The 20,554-nt window shown below is 45.1% G+C and carries 15 protein-coding genes; 7 read left to right on the top strand and 8 right to left on the bottom strand.

Features of this window, described 5'->3' with window-relative positions; genetic code table 11:
• Positions 1 to 258: 258 nt before the first annotated feature.
• The 3 genes from ATG66_RS05500 (at position 259) to glgB (ending at position 7,470) form a co-directional block, all read left to right on the top strand.
• Positions 259 to 2,712: a glycogen/starch/alpha-glucan phosphorylase gene (locus tag ATG66_RS05500; RefSeq protein ID WP_098414343.1), complete on the top strand. Its 2,454-nt coding sequence runs from the start codon at positions 259 to 261 to the stop codon at positions 2,710 to 2,712.
• Positions 2,713 to 2,818: 106 nt separating this feature from the next.
• On the top strand, positions 2,819 to 4,999 hold the full coding sequence (malQ, locus tag ATG66_RS05495) for a 4-alpha-glucanotransferase (RefSeq protein ID WP_098414342.1): 2,181 nt from the start codon (positions 2,819 to 2,821) through the stop codon (positions 4,997 to 4,999).
• Positions 5,000 to 5,274: 275 nt separating this feature from the next.
• The gene (gene glgB, locus ATG66_RS05490) at positions 5,275 to 7,470 is read left to right on the top strand and encodes a 1,4-alpha-glucan branching protein GlgB (protein WP_098414528.1); all 2,196 of its coding nucleotides are present in this window, start codon (positions 5,275 to 5,277) and stop codon (positions 7,468 to 7,470) included.
• A 114-nt stretch (positions 7,471 to 7,584) separates the two neighbouring features.
• Here glgB and ATG66_RS05485 read toward each other — a convergent pair whose 3' ends face one another.
• The 3 genes from ATG66_RS05485 to ATG66_RS05470 form a co-directional block, all read right to left on the bottom strand.
• Positions 7,585 to 8,301, bottom strand: coding sequence for a DsbA family protein (locus ATG66_RS05485; protein WP_098414341.1), 717 nt, complete (start codon positions 8,299 to 8,301; stop codon positions 7,585 to 7,587).
• Between the two features lie 794 nt (positions 8,302 to 9,095).
• Positions 9,096 to 10,400 (bottom strand): dicarboxylate/amino acid:cation symporter, encoded by a 1,305-nt coding sequence (locus ATG66_RS05475; RefSeq protein WP_098414339.1) that lies wholly within the window; start codon positions 10,398 to 10,400, stop codon positions 9,096 to 9,098.
• A 358-nt stretch (positions 10,401 to 10,758) separates the two neighbouring features.
• Positions 10,759 to 11,649 carry a LysR family transcriptional regulator gene (locus ATG66_RS05470; RefSeq protein WP_098414338.1) on the bottom strand — a complete coding sequence of 297 codons (891 nt, stop codon included), beginning with the start codon at positions 11,647 to 11,649 and terminating at the stop codon, positions 10,759 to 10,761.
• 109 nt (positions 11,650 to 11,758) lie between these two features.
• Here ATG66_RS05470 and ATG66_RS05465 point away from each other — a divergent pair, with 109 nt between their 5' ends.
• On the top strand, positions 11,759 to 12,064 hold the full coding sequence (locus ATG66_RS05465) for a monooxygenase (protein WP_098414337.1): 306 nt from the start codon (positions 11,759 to 11,761) through the stop codon (positions 12,062 to 12,064).
• A gap of 286 nt (positions 12,065 to 12,350) precedes the next feature.
• Here the strand turns inward: ATG66_RS05465 and nfsA are convergent, their stop codons facing one another.
• Positions 12,351 to 13,073, bottom strand: a complete 723-nt coding sequence (nfsA, locus tag ATG66_RS05460) for an oxygen-insensitive NADPH nitroreductase (protein WP_098414336.1) — start codon at positions 13,071 to 13,073, stop codon at positions 12,351 to 12,353.
• Between the two features lie 195 nt (positions 13,074 to 13,268).
• Here nfsA and ATG66_RS05455 point away from each other — a divergent pair, with 195 nt between their 5' ends.
• Together ATG66_RS05455 and ATG66_RS05450 are read left to right on the top strand one after the other, a co-directional pair.
• Entirely contained in the window at positions 13,269 to 13,910 is a 642-nt protein-coding gene (locus tag ATG66_RS05455; RefSeq protein WP_098414335.1) for a MarC family protein, read from the top strand.
• A 182-nt stretch (positions 13,911 to 14,092) separates the two neighbouring features.
• Positions 14,093 to 14,965: a patatin-like phospholipase family protein gene (locus tag ATG66_RS05450; protein ID WP_098414334.1), complete on the top strand. Its 873-nt coding sequence runs from the start codon at positions 14,093 to 14,095 to the stop codon at positions 14,963 to 14,965.
• 24 nt (positions 14,966 to 14,989) lie between these two features.
• Here ATG66_RS05450 and ATG66_RS05445 read toward each other — a convergent pair whose 3' ends face one another.
• The 4 genes from ATG66_RS05445 to ATG66_RS05430 form a co-directional block, all read right to left on the bottom strand.
• Positions 14,990 to 15,679 carry a flavin reductase family protein gene (locus ATG66_RS05445; protein ID WP_098414333.1) on the bottom strand — a complete coding sequence of 230 codons (690 nt, stop codon included), beginning with the start codon at positions 15,677 to 15,679 and terminating at the stop codon, positions 14,990 to 14,992.
• 59 nt (positions 15,680 to 15,738) lie between these two features.
• A complete protein-coding gene (locus tag ATG66_RS05440; RefSeq protein WP_098414332.1) occupies positions 15,739 to 16,239 on the bottom strand; it encodes a fasciclin domain-containing protein in 501 nt (166 codons plus the stop codon).
• A 366-nt stretch (positions 16,240 to 16,605) separates the two neighbouring features.
• Complete coding sequence (gene trhO / locus ATG66_RS05435; RefSeq protein WP_098414331.1) at positions 16,606 to 17,586, bottom strand: oxygen-dependent tRNA uridine(34) hydroxylase TrhO; 981 nt, start codon at positions 17,584 to 17,586, stop codon at positions 16,606 to 16,608.
• A gap of 293 nt (positions 17,587 to 17,879) precedes the next feature.
• The gene (locus ATG66_RS05430) at positions 17,880 to 19,175 is read right to left on the bottom strand and encodes an alpha/beta fold hydrolase (protein ID WP_098414330.1); all 1,296 of its coding nucleotides are present in this window, start codon (positions 19,173 to 19,175) and stop codon (positions 17,880 to 17,882) included.
• 221 nt (positions 19,176 to 19,396) lie between these two features.
• On the opposite strand from ATG66_RS05430, the gene ATG66_RS05425 reads away from it, so the two are divergent.
• Complete coding sequence (locus tag ATG66_RS05425) at positions 19,397 to 20,554, top strand: D-alanyl-D-alanine carboxypeptidase family protein (RefSeq protein ID WP_098414329.1); 1,158 nt, start codon at positions 19,397 to 19,399, stop codon at positions 20,552 to 20,554.

Here is a 20,554-nt window from a genome sequence, read left to right as displayed (position 1 = left end):
TCACATCATGAATCGAGTGGGTTATAAAAAATGCCATGAACAAAATTTAACCTGTCTCATGTGTCATTGTGATCGGAATCACTAAGAATTAGAACGAAGAACCCTTTGTTGAGATTTGGATCACTAACTTCGCAATAATACGCCTCTACGCCCTCATCTCTCCTCCTTTAAAGGAGGAGAATTAGGATGATGTTTACTCACCGCGCTAAATGCACGATATAAAGCAGATGAATTACTAAAAGACGTGAGAATTTCGTAATGAAACCGACTCAACAAAAACAGTTTAACAAGAAGTTGTTCCAAGAAAGCGTAAAGAAACATTTATCTGTTACTTACGCTCATACCGTTGAAAATGCAGACAGTCGCGCATGGTACTTAGCAATGGGCCACGCACTGGCTGAGTTTACGACTTTAGATTTGCTTGCAACGGAAGAAGACTCGCGCATCCAAGGTGCGAAGAGTGTTAACTACCTTTCATTAGAGTTTTTAATTGGTCGTTTAACGGGCAACAATTTAATCAGCATGGGGCTGTACGAGCAAGTAACAGAAGCAATGGCTGAACTGGGTTACAACTTAACTGACTTGCTAGAAGAAGAGCGCGACCCATCACTGGGTAACGGTGGCTTAGGTCGTCTAGCCGCATGTTTCATGGATTCATGTGCGACGCAAGAATTTCCAACCGTCGGTTACGGGCTACACTACGAGTATGGCCTGTTTAAGCAGTCGTTTAAAGATGGTCGACAACAAGAAGCACCAGACGCATGGCGCGGCGTTGAAGGTTATCCTTGGGAAATCGCTCGTCCAGACCTTGCGCAAGAAATTGGTTTTTACGGTCACGTTGAAGTCGTGAATGAAAACGGGAAAGAAGTTCGCAAATGGACACCAAGTATGAGTGTAAGAGCCATGCCTTGGGACTTGCCTATCGTGGGTTACGAATCAGACACGGTTTACCCGCTACGTCTTTGGGAATGTCAGGCAATTGCTCCATTCTCGCTAGCAAGTTTTAACAACGGTGATTACTTCGAAGCGCAACACGCGCTGATCGACGCAGGCAACATCACTAAAGTGCTTTACCCGAACGATAACCACGAGAAAGGTAAAACACTGCGTCTCATGCAACAGTACTTCCACTCAGCAGCGTCTGTACGCGACATCCTACGTCGTCACGAAGCCGCAGGTTACTCTATCGAAGAACTGCCTAAGCAGGAGACCATCCAGCTTAACGATACGCACCCAACGATTGCGATTCCGGAACTTATGCGCATCCTGATGGACGAAAAAGGTCTAACTTGGGAAGCGGCTTGGGAAATCAGCTCTCACACGTTTGCGTACACCAATCACACGCTACTTCCAGAAGCACTAGAGACATGGCCAGAGTCGCTCATTCAGCACCTACTTCCCCGCCATATGGAGATCATTTACGAGATCAACCATCGCTTCCTACAAGATGTACGTGCAATGTGGCCGGGTGATGTTGCGAAACAACAGAAGCTTTCTATCATCGAAGAAGGCTTCCACCGCATGGTTCGCATGGCTAACCTATGTGTAATCGGCTCTTACGCAGTAAACGGTGTAGCAGCACTTCACTCGGAATTGGTTAAGAAAGACCTGTTCCCAGAGTTTCATGAAATGTACCCAACACGTCTCCACAACGTCACGAACGGGATTACGCCGCGTCGTTGGTTGAAGTTCTGTAACCCTGGCCTTTCTAAGCTAGTTACTGAGAAAGTGGGCTCAAACTGGCCAGCGAAACTAGAGCAACTGGAAGGCATCGCACAGTACGCCACTGACGAAAAATTCCAAAAAGAATTCATGGCAGTGAAGAAAGAGAACAAAGAGCGCCTAGCGAATTGGGTGAAAGAGAACATGGGTATCGAGCTAGATACCAATGCCATCTTTGATGTTCAAATTAAGCGTCTGCACGAGTACAAGCGTCAGCACCTAGATCTACTACACGTGCTGTCTCTGTACCACCGTATCATTAACGAACCAGATTTCGAATGCGTGCCACGCGTTGTGTTCTTCGCGGCGAAGGCGGCACCGGGCTATCATCTAGCGAAAGAGATCATCTTCGCAATCAACAAGATCGCAGAAAAAGTGAACAGCGACCCGCGCATCGGTCACAAACTGAAAGTGGTTTTCATTCCAGATTACCGTGTGAGCATGGCAGAAATCATCATTCCTGCGGCGGATGTATCACAACAAATTTCGCTAGCGGGTAAAGAAGCATCGGGTACTGGTAACATGAAGATGGCGCTTAACGGTGCCCTCACTATCGGTACGATGGATGGTGCTAACGTTGAGATCCGTGAAGAAGTGGGCGATGAGAATATCTACATCTTTGGTCTCGATACGGAAGGTGTCAAAGCACTCAAAGCTCAAGGTTACAACCCATTCGATTACTACAATGCGGATCATCTACTCAAAGCATCAATGGACTTGTTATTAGGTGAAGAGTTTACACCAGGTCAGCCAGGTCTGTTGCGTGCAACGTACGATAGCCTATTAGATGGCGGTGATCCGTATCTATGTCTGGCTGACTTTGCATCTTATGTGAAAGCGCACGAAGACATGAGTAAACAATACAAAGACCAAGCTGGCTGGGCGAAGAAAGCCATTCTTAATACCGCCCTCGTGGGTAAGTTCACATCAGATCGTTCCATTCGAGACTATGTGAATAATATCTGGAAGCTAGAAGCGGTTCACCGTTAAGACAACCAAGGTAGCCACGCGCTACCTTTTGGTCATTTAAACAATAAGTGATTGATAATAATAAAACCCTACATGGAAGGTGTTGGTATTACCTTCGGAGAAAGCGATGAAAGAACAAACAGCATTAAAGAAAGTCGCGGAAATAGCGAGATTGGCTGATAGCTATGTCAGTGCTTGGGGAGACGAGGCAAAAGTTTCTGAAGAGACGCTACGTTACTTGCTTACTTCACTCGGCTACGATACTAGTAGCGATGAAAAACTATTGGCTTCTGCTGAAAAAAAACATAAAAAAGACGTACTAGCCCCTGTTCTTGTTTTACGCGACGGCGAACCAGTTGAAGTGGAACTAAACCTAGGTACGAGTGCTCGTGAGAGTGAATTCAGCTGGCGTTTAGAGACAGAACAAGGAGAGGTACTTGAAGGCTATCTTCAATCCCAAATTGTTCGTGATGAGCGTGCTGAGGGTGGCCCTCTAGTGTTTGCATTGCCAAAAAACTTGGCATGGGGTTATCATAAATTAATAGTCAGCCGTAAGCGCCGTAAAACACCTTACGAAATGTCGCTGATTATCACACCGAAAGCCTGTTTTAAACAAGTCGCTCTTAGCCAACACAAAAAGCTTTGGGGTCCTAGCATTCAGCTTTACACACTGCGTACTCAGCATAATTGGGGTATCGGTGATTTTGGCGACCTTAAGCAATTAGTGAGTGACATCGCATCTCGTGGCGGTGACTTCATTGGTTTAAACCCGATTCACTCCCTATTTCCTGCTAATCCAGAAGGTGCGAGCCCATACAGCCCATCTTCTCGACGTTGGTTAAACATCATGTATATCGATGTGAGCTCTGTACCTGAGTTCGCGCTCAGTGCAGAAGCGCAACAACAGGTTGGTAGTGCAGAGTTCCAACAACGATTACAAAAAGTACGTGATGCCCATTGGGTAAATTACACCGAAGTCTCCGAGCTTAAAATGAGTGTTCTGCCACGCTTATTTAGCGAATTCAAAGCTCGCCATCTAGACAAAAATACAGATCGCGCGCGCGCATTTTTAGATTTTGTCGAGAAGGGCGGTGACAGTTTATTGCATCAAGCGGCATTTGACGCACTGCATGCAGATTTGCATGCAGAAGACTCAAATATGTGGGGTTGGCCAGTCTTCCCAGAAAAGTACCGTACTTTTGATGCTGCGGGGACTCAGAAATACATTCGCGACAAGAAAGATCGTGTGCACTTGTACATGTACTTACAGTGGATTGCAGACGCCCAAATCAAAGAAGCACAAGCGCTCGCTGAAGAAAAAGGCATGTCGGTTGGTATCTATCGAGATCTTGCCGTCGGTGTGGCAGATTCTGGTAGCGAAACTTGGGCTGACGAGGGTAACTTAGTTCTCGACGCTAGCATCGGTGCGCCGCCGGATGTGCTTGGCCCGCTTGGTCAAAACTGGGGTTTACCACCGCTTAATCCACATATGCTGGAAGCGTCGGGTTACGATGCGTACATCAAACTACTCCGTGCCAATATGAAGCATTGTGGCGCGTTGCGTATTGATCATGTACTTGGTCTATTGCGCCTGTGGTGGGTTCCCAAAGGCAAGAAGGCGACAGAAGGCGCGTATCTTTACTACCCAGTCAAAGACATGCTAGCGATTCTAGCGCTTGAGTCACATCGTTACCAGTGCTCGGTTATCGGTGAAGACCTGGGCACAGTGCCAGATGAAATCGTGGATATTCTTCGTGATGCTGGGGTTCATTCTTATAAAGTGTTCTTTTTCGAAACATCAAAAAATGATGGCGGCTTTATTTCACCTAAGCATTATGCAGAACAGTCAATGGCAGCATTATGTACACACGACATGCCAACGCTGCGTGGTTTTTGGCATTGTGATGATTTAAAGATGGGACGTGAAATCGGCTTATACCCTGATGAAGAGCAGTTAGAAAGCTTGTTTGCCGATCGTCTGAAATGTAAGCAAGGTATTTTAGACAGCGTTCGCTGGCACGGTTACTTACCAGAAGGCATTGGTCATGACGCACAGTACGTACCAATGGATTCGCACTTGAGTGAAGCTCTTCAGCTGCATGTCGCGGCGGGTAATTCTGCGCTACTTAGTGTTCAGCTTGAAGACTGGCTAGAAATGGACCAGCCGGTCAATATTCCGGGCACGGTTGATGAGTACCCAAACTGGCGTCGTAAACTGTCGATGAATCTTGATGAAATTTTCAGTCGTGAAGATGTAAATCGTATCGCTAAACGCCTAACTGATGTACGTACACAAGCGAGTAAATAAAATGGGTGATGTGACTTAGGTGATTGAATGAAGAAATAGTTTTCTCAGTTCAGAGGTACGAAAATACCGTATAGGTCACTCATTAAACAAGCACAATCCGTTAGGATGAAGTACCGTTATTATGCCCGCAACAATAGCGGGCATTTTTGTTTTTTGACTCGCTTGAAAAACGTTTAAGCGGCGTCTGTTGTGAGTGCACAACGTTGGCTGTGGAAAAACAATGTTTGATTAAGACCGATGGTCTTGAAAAGGATATTGGTTCTAGGGAGAAAGATTTGAAAACCACCAAAACAAAGAAAATCAATCAAAAACACGAACGCGCATACGAACTACTTGCTGAGGCGGCTTACTCAGACCCGTTTGCAACACTGGGTCCATTCATTGATGATGGTGAAGGAGCGTTACGTGTTTGGATGCCTGGTGCAGATAAGGTTGAGCTAATGGTTGATGGCCTGCCTCGTATGACGCTTGAGCGTGATGGTGATAGCGGCTTCATCTTGAAAGAAAAGCACGATTTACATCTGACGCATTACCGCTTGGCTATTGACTGGAATGGTGTTGAACAGATCATCGATGATCCATACCAGTACCATAATATTTATCAAGAATATGAACACCTACATACGCCGAAAGAGATGTACCATTACATGGGCGCACATTTTGTGACGCTTGAACGTGGTGGCGAGAATATCTCTGGGGTTCGATTCCTTGTTTATGCACCCCATGCCTCTGCCGTGAGTTTAATTGGTTGTTTTAACCAGTGGGACGGCCGCCGTCACCCGATGCAGCGCCTTGATTATGGTGTTTGGGGGTTGTTTATTCCAGGGTTAGAAGAAGGCGTACAGTATAAATTTGAGCTCAAAGGACCAAATGGGGAAGGGCTTCCTCATAAACAAGACCCTTGGGGGTTCTATTCAGAGCAATACCCTTCCTTTGCCTCAATCGCGTATGACCACAAACGTTACCAATGGCAAGATGCTAAATGGCAAAACCGTCCAGTAACGCAGAAACGTGATGAAGCGTTGTCGTTTTATGAATTGCATGCTGGGTCTTGGAAGCGAAACGAGAATGGAGACTTTCTAAACTATCGTGAATTAGCAGAGCAGTTGATTCCATACTTAGTGGACATGGGGTATACCCATGTTGAGTTGATGCCGGTTTCTGAGCATCCATTTTATGGCTCTTGGGGTTATCAACCCGTGGGGTTGTTCGCTCCAACTAGCCGCTTTGGTTCTCCTGATGATTTTAAATTCTTCGTTGATGCGTGTCACCAAGCGGGTCTTGGGGTTGTGCTCGATTGGGTGCCTGCGCACTTCCCATCGGATGATCACGGTCTTGCCAATTTTGACGGAACCCCACTATTCCACGATCCCGATCCGCGTCGCGGTTGGCACCAAGACTGGGACTCCTATATTTATGATTTGGGCCGTGAGCATGTACGTCGCTTCCTTGTGTCGAATGCCTTGTATTGGTTTGAGCAATTTCATATCGATGGGATCCGCGTGGATGCCGTGGCTTCAATGCTTTACCTCAATTACTCGCGTAGTCATGACCAATGGATACCAAACGTTGATGGTGGTAACGAAAATTATGATGCCATTGCAACGCTGAAGTGGATGAACGAAGAAGTGTATAAGCACTTCCCTAACGCAATGACGATTGCGGAGGAGTCTACAGCATTCCCCGGTGTATCCGCGCCTACCTTTATGGGCGGTTTAGGCTTTGGCTTTAAGTGGAATATGGGTTGGATGCATGATAGTCTTGCTTACATCCAAGAAGACCCTGTTCACCGCAAGTACCATCATAATACCATCACGTTCCCGCTTGTTTATGCACATAGTGAGAACTACGTACTCCCTCTGTCTCACGATGAAGTCGTGTATGGTAAAGGATCTATCCATAATAAGATGCCAGGTGATGAGTGGCAGCAAACGGCTAACTTGCGTGCTTACTATGGTTATATGTATGGTCAGCCGGGTAAAAAGCTGAACTTCATGGGCGCAGAAATTGGTCAAACAGCGGAGTGGAACCACGATGATCAATTGCAATGGTTCTTACTAGACTATGAGCGTCATCAAGGGGTCCAAAAGCTGAGTCGTGATTTAAACGGTCTGTACCGTAACGAAGCCGCAATGCACGATCAAGATTGTGTACCTGCAGGTTTTGAGTGGCGACTGCAAGATGAAGCGGATGCAAGTATCCTTGCTCACGAACGTATTAGCCAAAATGGTGAACGCATTTTAGTTATCAGTAACTTTACCCCAGTCCCTCACGAGCACTTTCGCTTAGGCGTACCGATCGAAGGCAAATACGAGCTGCTGCTTAACACCGATGATGGCAAATATTACGGTAGTGGCTTTGAAGTACTAGCGAGTGTAGAAACAGAAGATGTTGAAAGTGAATCATTACCTCAATCGCTTCAGCTTCGCTTACCACCACTTTCGACCGTGTTCTACAAGTTAATGAAATAGTTAATACTAATGAGGGAAAAGCCCGCTTTACATTGTAAATCGGGCTTTTTTTGACCAAGTATTTATCTTGAAGACTTATCGTTCCTTGATGCGTCAGAGAAGGGCTTGGGTGAGTTAATTCGCTAATTCTTGGTCAAGAACTTTCTCAAGCTCTTCGAAGGGTACATAACCTGGAATGACTTGATCATTAATGATCAGAGCAGGGGTGCCACGCAAGCCTAATCGGGTGAAGTATTCGTAGTTTTTATCCAATAGCGCTTTGGTGTCTTTATCATCGACAAGCAGTGCTTCTGTATTGGTTTTCTTCGCGATTTTCTGTAAAGAAAGGGCGTCGTGTGCACTAGGTTTTTTAATCAAGAGATCATGAACTTGGTCATACTTCTCGCGCTGATTTTGCCAAACATTCAGTGCGTAACTTGCCGAGTTATACCCATTTTTTTCGTACGTTTCTTTGAACGGCACGTAAAGGTTTAGTACTTTTATCTGTGGATATTTCTTTTCAACCTTAACCAACTCCCCCTCTAAACGCTTACAAAATGGGCAGCTGTAGTCTGTGACGTTAATAATGGTTAATTCTGGATTCTCTGCCCCAAATGAAGAGTGCTTACCGTCATTTAAATAGTTGTGAACCTCTACCAAGGTGTCACCAAACGATTGTTGGTAGGCAATGTATTCCTGCAGGTTTTGGTGTAGTGCGTCTAGGATCTGAGGGTTTTCTTTAAGCAGCTGATTGATTTCTTCCAGTTTTTTTGCCGATGTTGTTTCAGCAGCGAATGAGAACATTGGCACAACAGTAAGAGCGACAGTTAAAAGTGCACGTGTAAATTTCATAGTATTTCCTAAAACTTTAAGTATGAATTGATTCCTGTTAGTGAATCGATATGAGCGAACAGATTCATGCAAACTTAGTCGGATATTACAATCCGACTGTGACGGGCTTATTCTCTAAACACGCACAGTTTTAGGTGTACCCGATATTTCTCAGGTATTGGCTCTGTATTATCGAGATAGGCGAGCGCCCTTGAGCTAATCGCTAAAGTTAAGAATACGGTGAATAGCAATAACGGAACAATAACGTGATCGAAGTGGTTCTGATGCGCTTGGACTAACTTTTCAGAGAGATCACATTGCGGAGATATCTGTTTTCCGGCTTCCTGTTGGCTAACCGTGTGATTTGGTGTGGAACAAGTCTGAGAAAAACCTGAATTTTGGCTTAAACAAACCATCGTCACCCACAGCACAAGTGCGAGTGTCCATTTGGCTAGTTTTGGCGGTGATCGTAACAACGGGTTTTCCTAATACTGATAGCAAGTTAAGCCGATTTTATATGACCGGACAATCTTAACCTATATTGCACTGTTTTAGTGTCACTTTTAGGTTAATAGAGTTCAATCATTACAAAGCATAAAACTGGTCCTAGACGTTGCCGAGAGTGCACTAAGCAGTATGTGAGCTATCAATTAACATCAACTGGAATGCAGTAGGTCGTGCCATTACCAAAGAACATGAGGCTCAAGCTCGAGATAAGTTAGGTTCTGTTGCGGAGTAATTAAGCTTATTGCTCAAAAAAGCCCCGACGCTTTATCGGGGCTTTTTGAGACAGGGTAATCTAATCGGGTAGCGATTTAGACGTTAGCGCGTTTCAGGTGCACTTCTTCCTCGGTTGCGCCTGCCTGTGGGTCGTTGAAGCGAGCTTCATCCAATGCGCCTTCTGACTTCGCTATGATTACCGTTACCGCACTGTCACCAGTAATGTTGACGGCGGTACGAATCATATCGAGAAGACGGTCAACACCCATAATAAGTGCGATGCCTTCAAGCGGTAGGCCTACTTGGTTTAGTACCATTGCTAGCATAACTAAGCCAACACCAGGAACACCGGCAGTACCGATAGATGCTAAGGTTGCTGTCATGATAACCATTAGGTAATCGCCCATCGTAAGGTCGATGTTGAATGCTTGAGCAATAAACGCGGTCGCCACACCTTGCATGATTGCTGTGCCGTCCATGTTCACGGTTGCCCCAAGAGGCACAGTGAACGACGATACGCGGTTTTCAACCCCCATACGATGTTTTGCGGTTTCCATGGTTACTGGAATGGTTGCGTTGGATGATGCCGTTGAAAAAGCAAACATGATCGCATCTTCCATTTTACGTAGGAACGTAATTGGGTTTAAACCAGTAAGGCCCTTTAACATTAAGCTGTACGTCACAAGACCATGTAGAACGAGTGTACCAGCAAGGACTAAGAAGTACTCCGCTAGATTTACGATCGCGCCTAGGCCAAGACCACTAAATAGTTTCGCCATTAAGAAGAACACACCGTAAGGTGCTAGGTTCATCAAGATCGCGACTAGTTTCATGATCACTTCATTCAGATCAGAGAAGAATCCAGCAATACGTTCGCCCGGCTTTCCTGCAGCACTGATTGCGATACCGAATAATACGGCAAACACGATAACTTGCAGTGTTTTACCTTCTGCCATAGCGCTGATTGGGTTAGTTGGGAACATATCGATGATCACTTGACCCAAAGATGGCGCTTCTGCTGATTTGAATGAACTTGCAGCCGTTAGGTCTGCGCCAGCGCCGGGCTGGAATAACGTCCCCATCGTAAGCGCAAGTGTAATCGCGATGGCGGTGGTTGTTATATAGAAAGCTAGGGTTTTGCCACCCATACGACCTAATGTTGAAAGGTCTTTTAGAGAGCTAGTACCACAAACCAGTGAAACAAATACTAGGGGAACGACTAGCATTTTTAAGCTGGCTACGAATATTTGGCCACCAACTTCAAATAATCCATTAACAATGTATGCGTCGACAAATCCGTTGTCGGCAAAAAGTGTGCGAATTGCAAACCCTGTTAAGACACCCGCTACCATACCCAAAATGACACGGCTGGTAAGCGACATCGGTTTCTTGGTATTCATGAGAACACTCCTTATAGTTATGCACCCTGAGCTCACTTCAAGGCGGGCTGCAGATTAGCAGCGGAGTGGAAAAATACGAAAGAATAATCCTCTGAATGGTTAATAGATGTGAACCCTGTCACTATAGAAAGTGGGATTTTAACTAATTTTTAACCAATTGCTTGGTTAAAAAGTTTGTAATTTAACATTTTTATCGAACATACAACTAATGGAATATAATTAATTACAGTGCAACTGAATAAGAGATGGAGTGCATACCGTTGGTGAGAGCGTCGATTTTTGCATAATTAGTTAAAGTTTATGCGATCTTTAAATAGTTGGTTCTCTTTCTATAGGGTGTGGCTTGACGATGTTCAAACTAGAGTCGTGTGTCTGCACTTTTTAATAACGTGTGATAAAGCGCCAAAGTCGCCGGCCCAGTTTTTGCTCCTTTTGGCAAAGTCAGATGTAATGCTACTTGATATTGATTAGAGTATTCTAATTTCAGTACTTGGATGTTGTCGTTTTGGCGATGTGCGAGTAAATGTTGTGGTAGACGACAAAATCCCACCCCTTGTTCGACGGCGCGAAAAGCGTGATCGAAATTATCGACCGTAATTCGTTGACGAGCGCGCAGCCAACCCACGTCTCTTTTCGTCTCATCTGAGCCTCCCAAGTCACGTACGACGATTTGGCTGGTGGTGGAAAAGTCATCGATGGAGAGGTGTGCGTGCTTAGCTAATGGATGATGTCCGGCAATCACGGGAACCATCGTCGTTGTCCCAAAGGCTTCGGCGGGATAGTTGGTGATTGGTAGGTTAATGATTGCAATATCGGCACGCTCATTGACAACCATCTCGGTAGTCTTACTCAATGAAGTTTCAACCACTTGAACCGAAGTGGTACTGTTTTGTTTTAGAAACTGGCTGAGTGGTGTGTAAAGCCAATTAGGGTTGCATAAGTGATCCATCGCGACCGTGATTTGAGATTCCACTCCACTACTTAACTGCTCGCTGATCATTTCCAACTCACGGGCTTGCTCAAGCATGGATTGAGCTCGGCGCAATATGGTTTTGCCGTGTTCGGTTAAACCCGCCTTCCGGCCTTTTACTTCAATCAACTGAATGCCCAGTTGGTCTTCTAGCTTTCTCACAGAATAGATCAGCGTGGTATGGCTTTTATTGAGCAAAATTGCCGCCGATTGAATGCTGCCTTCCTGCTCAATCGCTCGTAATGTTTGCCACTGCTCTAAGGTCGTTTTAAGTCTCATGTATCAGTATTTTAGACAAATAATGGCAATATTATGAACTTTATTGTCAGTTTTATAAAGGTAATAATCGCTCATCAAAAGCGAGTCAATGAACAAGAGGAGATTCAAGATGGCTAAGTTATTGCAAGTAGATTTTAAATTTCATGGCCCATTTGGGGAAGAAATGTCGAATGCGTTGGCTGAGCTTGCTCAATCTATTAACCAAGAGCCGGGAATGATTTGGAAGTTTTGGACAGAGAATGAAAAAGATCAATTAGCTGGAGGCATCTATCTTTTTGAAGATGAAACAACAGCGCAAGCCTATTTGGACATGCACACAGCAAGATTAAAGAGCATGGGGATAGAAGAGGTTCGTAGTCAGTTATTTGATATCAATCTACCATTAAGCACCATTAATCACGCTCCTATTAAGTAATACTGTTCACTTAAGCGGAGCGGGCTTATCCGGATACTGCTTTGACATCGGCTCGGTTATCATTGGTTAGGGTAGATACTTTAGTATAAGTCAGTCTGACAGAGTATTGATTTGACGAGAGTTCTAGTCACTGACGATATCGAGAGTTGTTGAAATGTTTATAAAGAAATCCGAGTGTTTAAACACTCGGATTTCGAACGATGTATGCCGTGTTCAACTGAGCAATTTGCTTTTAGCCGAGCGGTATTAGCTTCAGAGGCCTGTTGATTCTGCGTTTATGAGAGATTTATCTTTTTGCTAAGCCTTTACTATTTAAGTACGGCAGAATGTGCGGCCGAGATTCGCCAGAAAGCTTAGTTGTCACCTCCTGCGACCATGTACTTTGTTTTTGATTACTCGAACGGTGTGCATAGTAGCGGTGCATCGTTTGGTCGTAATTTTGAATATCATCCAAATTTAGGGCCTGATATTGATTATCATGTACGACTGTATGTGCAGGTAAGCGTGGTTTTACTTCAGGACTTTGGTCAGGGTGACCAAGACACATGCCAAATAAGATAGCGGTATTTTTAGGCAAGCCTAATAACTCGTCCACTTCTTGAGCACGGTTTCTTAACCCGCCGATGTACACTCCACCTAACCCCATTGATTCTGCAGCCAGCAAACAGTTTTGTGCCATGATACCGGCGTCTACCGCACCAATCAGAGTTAACTCTGTGAAATCCGCTTGAACATCAGGGTTTATGGTGGTGTGGCGTTGATAATCAATGCAGAACACTAGAAATTCGGCGGCACTTTCAACGTAGCCCTGATTGCCTGCATATTGGGCTAATCGTGTTCGTTTTTCTTTATCGGTGACCCGGATAATTGAGACGACTTGCAGCATACTTGACGATGACGCAACAAGACCAGCTTGAATAATGGTTTCCAGTTGTGTTTTGTCGATAGATTGAGAGGTAAATTGTCGAATAGAACGGTGGTTGAGCATCGTTTGAATCGTACTGTTCATGATGACTTAACATCCCTTGTTATGTTTTGAAGGCTGGAACTTACTTTAGCGATATTTAACGGGTGGGTAAACTATCTCACAAGAAAAACTGTGCTTGAGAGCATAAGTTTGAATAAGAGACAGAAGAAGTCGCGTTGATTCCCGTTGAGAGGTATATACTATTTTTAGAATCAATCATTTACAGCAGTATTAAATATGAAAGAACTTATCCTCCATACCGTTACGGTGTTTATGGGTTTTTTTGCTATCATGAACCCAATAGCGAATATTCCTATCTTTTTGAGTTTAACTGCCGATGAGGATAGAGAAACGGTGCGTTCTATTGCGCTTCGATCTGTCTTTATTGCCTTCATCATCGTTGCGGTCTTTGCAATCGCTGGCAAATTAATTTTTGACTTATTCGGCATCACTTTGTATGCCTTGCGAATAACGGGTGGTATTTTGGTGTTTCTGATCGGCTTTAATATGCTTCAAGGAGACTCGACTCACCAAAAAACCAAAGAGAAGGCTTATTCTCCCGCTCAGCAGAAAGCGGCATTGAGTATTGCGGTCTCGCCACTTGCGATGCCAATATTAGCAGGCCCTGGGACGATAGCGACAGCGATGAACTTCGCGACAACGGGCGGGTTTTATCCAACCATTATAACCATTGTTTCATTTGCAGTGCTCTGCGTTATTACCTATATACTGTTTTTGTTTGGAGACAAACTGGTCAAAGCGATTGGACCAAGTGCTTTGAACGTTGTGACAAAAATGATGGGATTGATCTTAGCGGTGATTGGTACGCAAATGTTCATTGATGGCGCGGGCGAAGCCTACAAAACCGTTTTCGCTTAAATTTCACTTTCTAAAAATGCACACTTATGTAGTCTCATTGCTTGAACGTCGTGAGCGTTAGTTTGCATTTGAGAAATCAGAAATAAATAGACGTTACCTATTCAAATAATAAGAATAATCCATTGTTGTGATTGCACGAATTTCATTATTCTTTTTTGCACTGATAATGGGGGGAGGGGAGTATGGCAACAAAAGCAATTGTAGTGGAAGGTGGCGCGATGCGAGGTGTCTTCGCCAGTGGGGTTTTAGATGCGTTTTTAGAGCAGAGCTATAAACCGTTTGATTTTGCTATTGGCGTATCGGCTGGTGCCTCTAATTTAATTGGTTATCTGACCGACTACCCACATCGCAGCATCAATATCATCACCAAACTTGCTACCAGTAAACGCTTTTTTGACCCAGCGCGCTTCGTCAAAGGAGGCGATTTGATTGACGTAAAGTGGCTGTTTGAAGAGTCTAATCGTTTGTATCCGGTTGATGAAAACAAACTGTTTGATGGTATTCCCTTTTTTGCCACTACGACGAATGTAGAGACAGGGAAGGCGGATTATTATCGGGTTACGCGTGATAATTTCCACCATGCGATTGAAGCGACAACCGCGTTACCGATAGCGTATAAACGTACTCCTTGTTTCTCTGGTGGTTGCTATACCGATGGTGGTGTTGCCGACTCTATTCCGGTTCGTGAAGCCTATCGTCGAGGCGCTCGTGACATCACCGTCGTACTTTCACAACCGCTGAGTTATGCTAAAAAGCCAGTTAAGACCACATGGTTGATGAAGAAGCTATTTGCAGAACACCCAAAAATGGCAGAAGCAATGCTACAACGTGCTGATAACTATAATGAGTCGTTAGAGTTTATTCGTAACCCACCACCAGAAACGCACATCCGGGTGATTGCGCCTCCGGAAAACTTCCACGTACAGCGCTTAACCATGAGAATGCCTGTGTTACTTGAAGGTTATGAGATGGGGTTGATTGCAGGGCGAGCACATCTTGCCAGTCTTACGGAGAGGCATAGCTTAGAGCCAGAAAATGCTCACTTGTGCATTTAATCACTTGGCGGTTGATGAAGTGAATTAATTCTGTACGACTTCAAAATCAACCCATGTTGATGGCTCTCCCTGATGAGTTAAGGGGAATAGGCGCGTATTCGGTTTTGCGTAACTCAAGCGATACAATCGTTGCGTTTGATGATAACTATCGAGTCCGGAAATGGTAACTAAATCCAAAACTTCTAAATCAAGGTAGCCATCTGGCATGATAGCGCGTTCAGGCGCGTGCACCGTCAGAACTTCACCGATGATCATTTCAGTCTGGTTGCTTTCTATTTTGATGTGTTCTGTCAAAACTAATCCCATTTTCAAGGTACTTTCGAGTACAAAGGGAGCGGGAAAGATATTGTCGTAATAAGGTGTGAGGCCTACTGAGTCAAATTCAGAAATCTGTTTTGGATAGCGCGCTGAAGTTTGATGTGCTTGTTGCACAAAGTCTGCACTTATGGCATTGATGGTGAAATGTTTGGTTTCGAGGATGTTATCTAGCGTGTGTCTACGACTCTTGCGTGGACGGACAATAAAGCCGAATAGAGGTGGGTTAGAGCCTAAGTGAACCACGGAGCTCACTACTGAGAGATTCTCTTGCCCTTGTTGGTCACGCGTCCCGATAAGATTGGCGCTTTTATACCCCGCCAAAGAATTAATAAGCCGAGTCCGGTGTCGCTGTTCCATCGCTTGGATATCGCGCTTTGAAAGGGTGACGTTTTCCATAGCCATAAAATCCTTAAACTTAAAAAGGGCGGCTTTCGCCGCCTTGATTGTCGCTTGTATTATTTTGGCATCATCACTTCATCAATCACATGAATCACACCATTTTTAGCTTTTACATCGGTTGCCGTTACCGTGGCATTGTTAACCATCACGTTTTCACCCATGGTTTTGATCATCACATCTTGCCCTTGCACTGTGGTTGCTTTGTTAAGTTTGACAACGTCCGCTGCCATGACTTTTCCGGGTACCACGTGATAGGTCAAAATAGACACCAACTTGTCTTTATTTTCAGGCAGTAGGAGCATCTCTAAAGTCCCTTCAGGGAGCTTCGCGAAGGCATCATCTGTAGGAGCAAAGAGGGTAAAGGGACCTTCACCTTTGAGTGTTTCAACCAAATCAGCCGCTTTGACGGCAGCGACGAGCGTATTGAATGAGCCATTTTCTACGGCGACATCAACAATATCAGCTTTCATCATTCCATTCTCGTACGCTTTAACTGGAAGCAGGAAAGATAAGGTTGCAGCTAAAGTGGCAGTGATAATCAAGATTCGTTTCAACATAATGTGTTCCCTTTGAGTGTTATGGGTACGGCTTGATCCCTGTAAAATGTCTTGGGTTATACGCGTTGTAAGTGAAAGATGATCAACGGGGTTGGTTTTTTTTAGTGGTTGTGTGCGTAACTTTACCATTTGGTTTGTTGGTGGCGTGTCAATGTACCGTTGAGCCCAACTTCCGATGAGGAAATATTAGGCTTATTCAATATTGAGATGGAATGGGATCGGAAGTGCTCTCAAGCATCTCCGGAAAGAACGGTCATCGCGTTCGAGTTTTTATTCGGGTATTGCTGCGAGATACTCAACGACATTGAGCAAAGACTGGAGGAGAGGCGAGCGACCTGCGCAGCTCGCCTTGAAGTGACATTGGGCTTAGTCTTGTTGACGCTGCGCGGCTTTTTGTGCCAGTTTGGCGATACGTCGTGATTCACGCTGCTTCGCGCTTTCACCACCGACGTGCTGCTCGCCTCGCTGCTCTGCTAAAGCAATTTGCTTTTCGCGCTCACGGAAACGAGTGATTTGTTCTTCAGAATGGGTTCCATGGCATTTCGGGCAGCTGACGCCTTGTTCGTAAAGTTCAGACTGCTTATCTGCTTCTGTGATTGGCAACCGGCAAGCGTTACACAAGTCATAGTCTGCTTTTTCAAGCTGGTGGTTGACCGCAACACGGCCATCAAAGACGTAGCAATCACCTTTCCATAAGCTTTCTTCTTGTGGCACTTCCTCAAGATATTTAAGGATACCGCCCTCTAAGTGATACACTTCGTCAAAACCTTGCTCTTTCATGTAAGCGGTTGACTTTTCGCAGCGGATGCCGCCAGTGCAGAACATCGCCACTTTTTTGTGTTTTGCCGGATCCATGTTTTCTTTGACGTAGTCTGGGAACTCGCGGAATGTTTCAGTATTTGGATTTACCGCGCGTTTGAATGTGCCGATTTCTATTTCGTAATCATTACGAGTATCCACAACAAACACTTCAGGATCGGCAATTAGATCGTTCCAGTCTTTCGGCTTCACATAAGTGCCAACAACGTGGCGAGGATCGATGCCTTCGACGCCTAAGGTGACGATCTCTTTCTTGAGTTTTACTTTGGTACGGTTAAATGGCTGAGTTTCCGCTAATGACTCTTTATAAACCGTGCCTGCTAGGCGAGGTTCTGCATTTAACCATCCTATTAAGATATCGATACCCGCACGGTCAGACGCGACAGTGCCGTTAATGCCTTCGCTGGCCAGAAGTAAAGTGCCACGAATATGATGCTCTTCCATCAATGCAAGTAATGGCTCGCGTAGTTCTTGATAGTTGTTCAGCTCTACAAACTTGTACAGCGCACAAACTACATACTGACTCATGAGATTTCCTTTATTAAAACAGGTGGTCGATGACCTTGAAATTTTAGCGGCTCGGAGTATACCTGACTAGACTAGTCGGAAATACCGACAAATTTTGCGGATATTATCGTGAGTTCCCGCCTTGCGTACTCAAGGCAACAGATAGTATCGGTCGCGATAATGGTATGTCTTCAAATTTTAACCAAAAACCGATGAAAAAAGACATGCTTCCTGAGTGAGTACGCGGTATTCGAGCGAATAAAAAAACCTCCCATTCATCATAAAGAGGCATTTTTATTACAAAGGGGTGAACGCTATTTTAATGTTGCTGCGGTTTGCTTGCCCATCGTGATGAGCTTATCGAGGACTCGCTCACCATCAACCCGTAAACCATTATGTTCGTACTCGTTGGTGATCCACGCTGTTGAATTTGGCATAAGGGTTAATGTTTCTCGACTAATGTCCATTTCCACAAACATGTCGTCCGCGTAAACGGCGCAGCTCACGGGCACTTTATTCTGTGCCAATTGCGATTGGTCGTACAACGCAGGCCAGTCTTCTTTTCTTGCCAGAATTTCTGCCGCTTCCTTTAGTGGTTTAAGGTTGAGGTATTGCTCGAACATCCACGGGAAGACCATTTCGCCTGTAAAGTAGAACGGCTTGCCTGGTTTATAGTTAAATTCAGGGTGTGCTTGACGAATACGATGTGCACTCCAGTTGGAGGCAAAGCTCTGGCAATAAATCGACTCATGCAAAATGGCGTAAATTGGGTTGGTTTGGACGCTTTGCTGCGTCAACATGTCGTTGAGGAAGTCATAACGCAATTGAGGTTTGCCATTTACTTCGATAAGTGCGCTTTCGAGCCAGTAATACGTTGGGAGGAAAGAGTCACTGACGCCAAAATTAATCCCAATTTGTTGGAACTGTTCTACCGTGAAGCGCTGACCGTTTGGTAGAGATTCTTCATTTTCCAACAAGTGATCAGCGATGCTTTGGCAAAGCTGTTGAGCTTTCGGAAATTGCTTAAAGAATGCTTGGTTCTTCTCCATTGTACGTTTAAACGTTGCCTGATACACATCGTCAGGATGACGCGAGACAGATGGCACGCCGCCCGTAATATAGCTTTGTAGCAAACGGTCAGGGAACATGGATAAATAGGTGAGTGAACAAAAACCACCAAAACTCTGACCTAAAATTGCCCACTTTTCGACCCCAAACTGCTGACGGATAAATTCGGCATCACGAACGATATTATACGCTCTAAAGTGGCTCAAATATTCGGCCTGCTGGTGTGGTGTTAAATGTGCTAACGTTTGATGATTAATCGCCGAGCTGTTGCCTGTGCCGCGTTGATCGAGTAGCAGAACTCGGTGATCTTGTAGCGCACGCTTTACCCAGCCGTTATGGCCGTTTTGGCGTGGTGCAGGAAAGCCAGGCCCACCTTGAAAGTAGACGAGCCAAGGCTTTTCTGACTTTTCATCACCGACTAAGCAAATGGCGCGAGCAAAAACTTCAATGCTGCCTTTGTGGGGGTTTTGGTGATCCAGAGGGACGGTAAACGTATGCGGGGTGTAGTGCAATCCAGCATCGATAAATGATTGAGCGTTCATTATTATCTTTATTTCCTTATTGGGGACCTTTAACCCGTTACTTTACTGCTGTTGAGGGTTATAACCAATGTTATTTATGCCCCATTTTATGGTGATGACATTCGCGTAGACTCTACGTAAGTTCAAGAAAATGAAACGATTAGCGACTGGTGCAACTGATTGAGTGCGCTATGCTCAATAGAGTTGTTAAAAAGTGCAGTGCCAATCATGGAGGAAGTTAGATGGAAGTGTCACTGGCTCGATGGATAATCGTAACTTGTCTCGTAAGCGTGCCCACCTTTGCTGTCGTTACGCCGAACCCACCTCAATTAAATGCACAGGGCTATGTGCTGATGGACTTTCAGTCTGGTGCTATTATCGCAGAACAGAACGGACGAGCAGCATTAGCTCCGGCGAGTTTGACTAAGTTGATGACAGCCTATGTGGTAGGGCAAGAAATCAAAGCAGGTCGACTAACTTGGGAGGATATTGTAACCATTAGTGAAAATGCGTGGTCAGCGAAGTTCCCCGGTTCTTCCAAAATGTTTATCAAACCGAAAGATGAAATCAACGTCGCGAATTTAATGCGCGGAGTGATCATTCAATCCGGTAACGATGCGTGTGTTGCCCTTGCTGAGCACATCGCGGGGAGTGAGCGTGGCTTTGTTGCGTTGATGAACGGCTGGGCAGAAAAGCTTGGACTGCAAGACACATACTTTGTCAACTCACACGGTTTAGATAGTGAAGGTATTCAAACCTCACCGAACGACATGGCGAAGCTCATGCAAGCGATCATCAACGATGTACCGGACGTTTACGCGCTTTACAGTGAAAAAGTGTTCAAGTGGAACGACATTACTCAATATAACCGCAACAAGCTGCTGTGGGATAACTCAATCGATGTGGATGGCGGAAAAACTGGCTATACCAGCAATGCCGGATACAGTTTGGTGAGTTCAGCGAAAGAAGGCAAGATGCGCTTGATCTCTGTTGTGATGGGAACGCCAAGTAAGCAGTCACGTGCAAGCCAGTCGAAGAACTTATTGAGTTATGGTTTTCGTTTTTACGATACCAAACTGGTGGCAAAACAGGGACAGGTAGAGTCAAAAGTCCGTGTTTGGAAAGGTGATACCAAAGAGGTCGAAGCGATATTTGCCAGCGATGTCTACTTAACACTACCTCGTGCAATGACAGCAAGGCTCGACAAGAGCGTGGTTTTGAATGAGCCGCTGTTCGCGCCCATCGCGCAAGGTGATGAGATTGGTAAAGTATTATGGAAAGACGACGGCAATACCGTAGCCAGTTACCCACTGGTTAGTAACCAAGTGGTTGAGGAAGGCGCTTGGTTTGGCCAGATTTGGGATAGTCTGGTGTTATGGGTGACGTCGTTTTTTAACTGA

This window comes from Vibrio sp. ES.051 (assembly GCF_002563795.1).
Classification (GTDB): Bacteria; Pseudomonadota; Gammaproteobacteria; order Enterobacterales; family Vibrionaceae; genus Vibrio.
The sequence above is the reverse complement of the archived record's forward strand: the minus strand, read 5'-3'. Positions and strand labels throughout refer to the sequence as shown.

Coding starts and splice junctions, on each gene's coding strand:
- ATG66_RS05500 (WP_098414343.1), top strand. CDS start 259: ATGAAACCGACTCAACAAAAACAGTTTAACAAGAAGTTGTTCCAAGAA.
- malQ (WP_098414342.1), top strand. CDS start 2,819: ATGAAAGAACAAACAGCATTAAAGAAAGTCGCGGAAATAGCGAGATTG.
- ATG66_RS05485 (WP_098414341.1), bottom strand. CDS start 8,301: ATGAAATTTACACGTGCACTTTTAACTGTCGCTCTTACTGTTGTGCCA.
- ATG66_RS05475 (WP_098414339.1), bottom strand. CDS start 10,400: ATGAATACCAAGAAACCGATGTCGCTTACCAGCCGTGTCATTTTGGGT.
- ATG66_RS05470 (WP_098414338.1), bottom strand. CDS start 11,649: ATGAGACTTAAAACGACCTTAGAGCAGTGGCAAACATTACGAGCGATT.
- ATG66_RS05465 (WP_098414337.1), top strand. CDS start 11,759: ATGGCTAAGTTATTGCAAGTAGATTTTAAATTTCATGGCCCATTTGGG.
- nfsA (WP_098414336.1), bottom strand. CDS start 13,073: ATGAACAGTACGATTCAAACGATGCTCAACCACCGTTCTATTCGACAA.
- ATG66_RS05455 (WP_098414335.1), top strand. CDS start 13,269: ATGAAAGAACTTATCCTCCATACCGTTACGGTGTTTATGGGTTTTTTT.
- ATG66_RS05450 (WP_098414334.1), top strand. CDS start 14,093: ATGGCAACAAAAGCAATTGTAGTGGAAGGTGGCGCGATGCGAGGTGTC.
- ATG66_RS05445 (WP_098414333.1), bottom strand. CDS start 15,679: ATGGAAAACGTCACCCTTTCAAAGCGCGATATCCAAGCGATGGAACAG.
- ATG66_RS05440 (WP_098414332.1), bottom strand. CDS start 16,239: ATGTTGAAACGAATCTTGATTATCACTGCCACTTTAGCTGCAACCTTA.
- trhO (WP_098414331.1), bottom strand. CDS start 17,586: ATGAGTCAGTATGTAGTTTGTGCGCTGTACAAGTTTGTAGAGCTGAAC.
- ATG66_RS05430 (WP_098414330.1), bottom strand. CDS start 19,175: ATGAACGCTCAATCATTTATCGATGCTGGATTGCACTACACCCCGCAT.
- ATG66_RS05425 (WP_098414329.1), top strand. CDS start 19,397: ATGGAAGTGTCACTGGCTCGATGGATAATCGTAACTTGTCTCGTAAGC.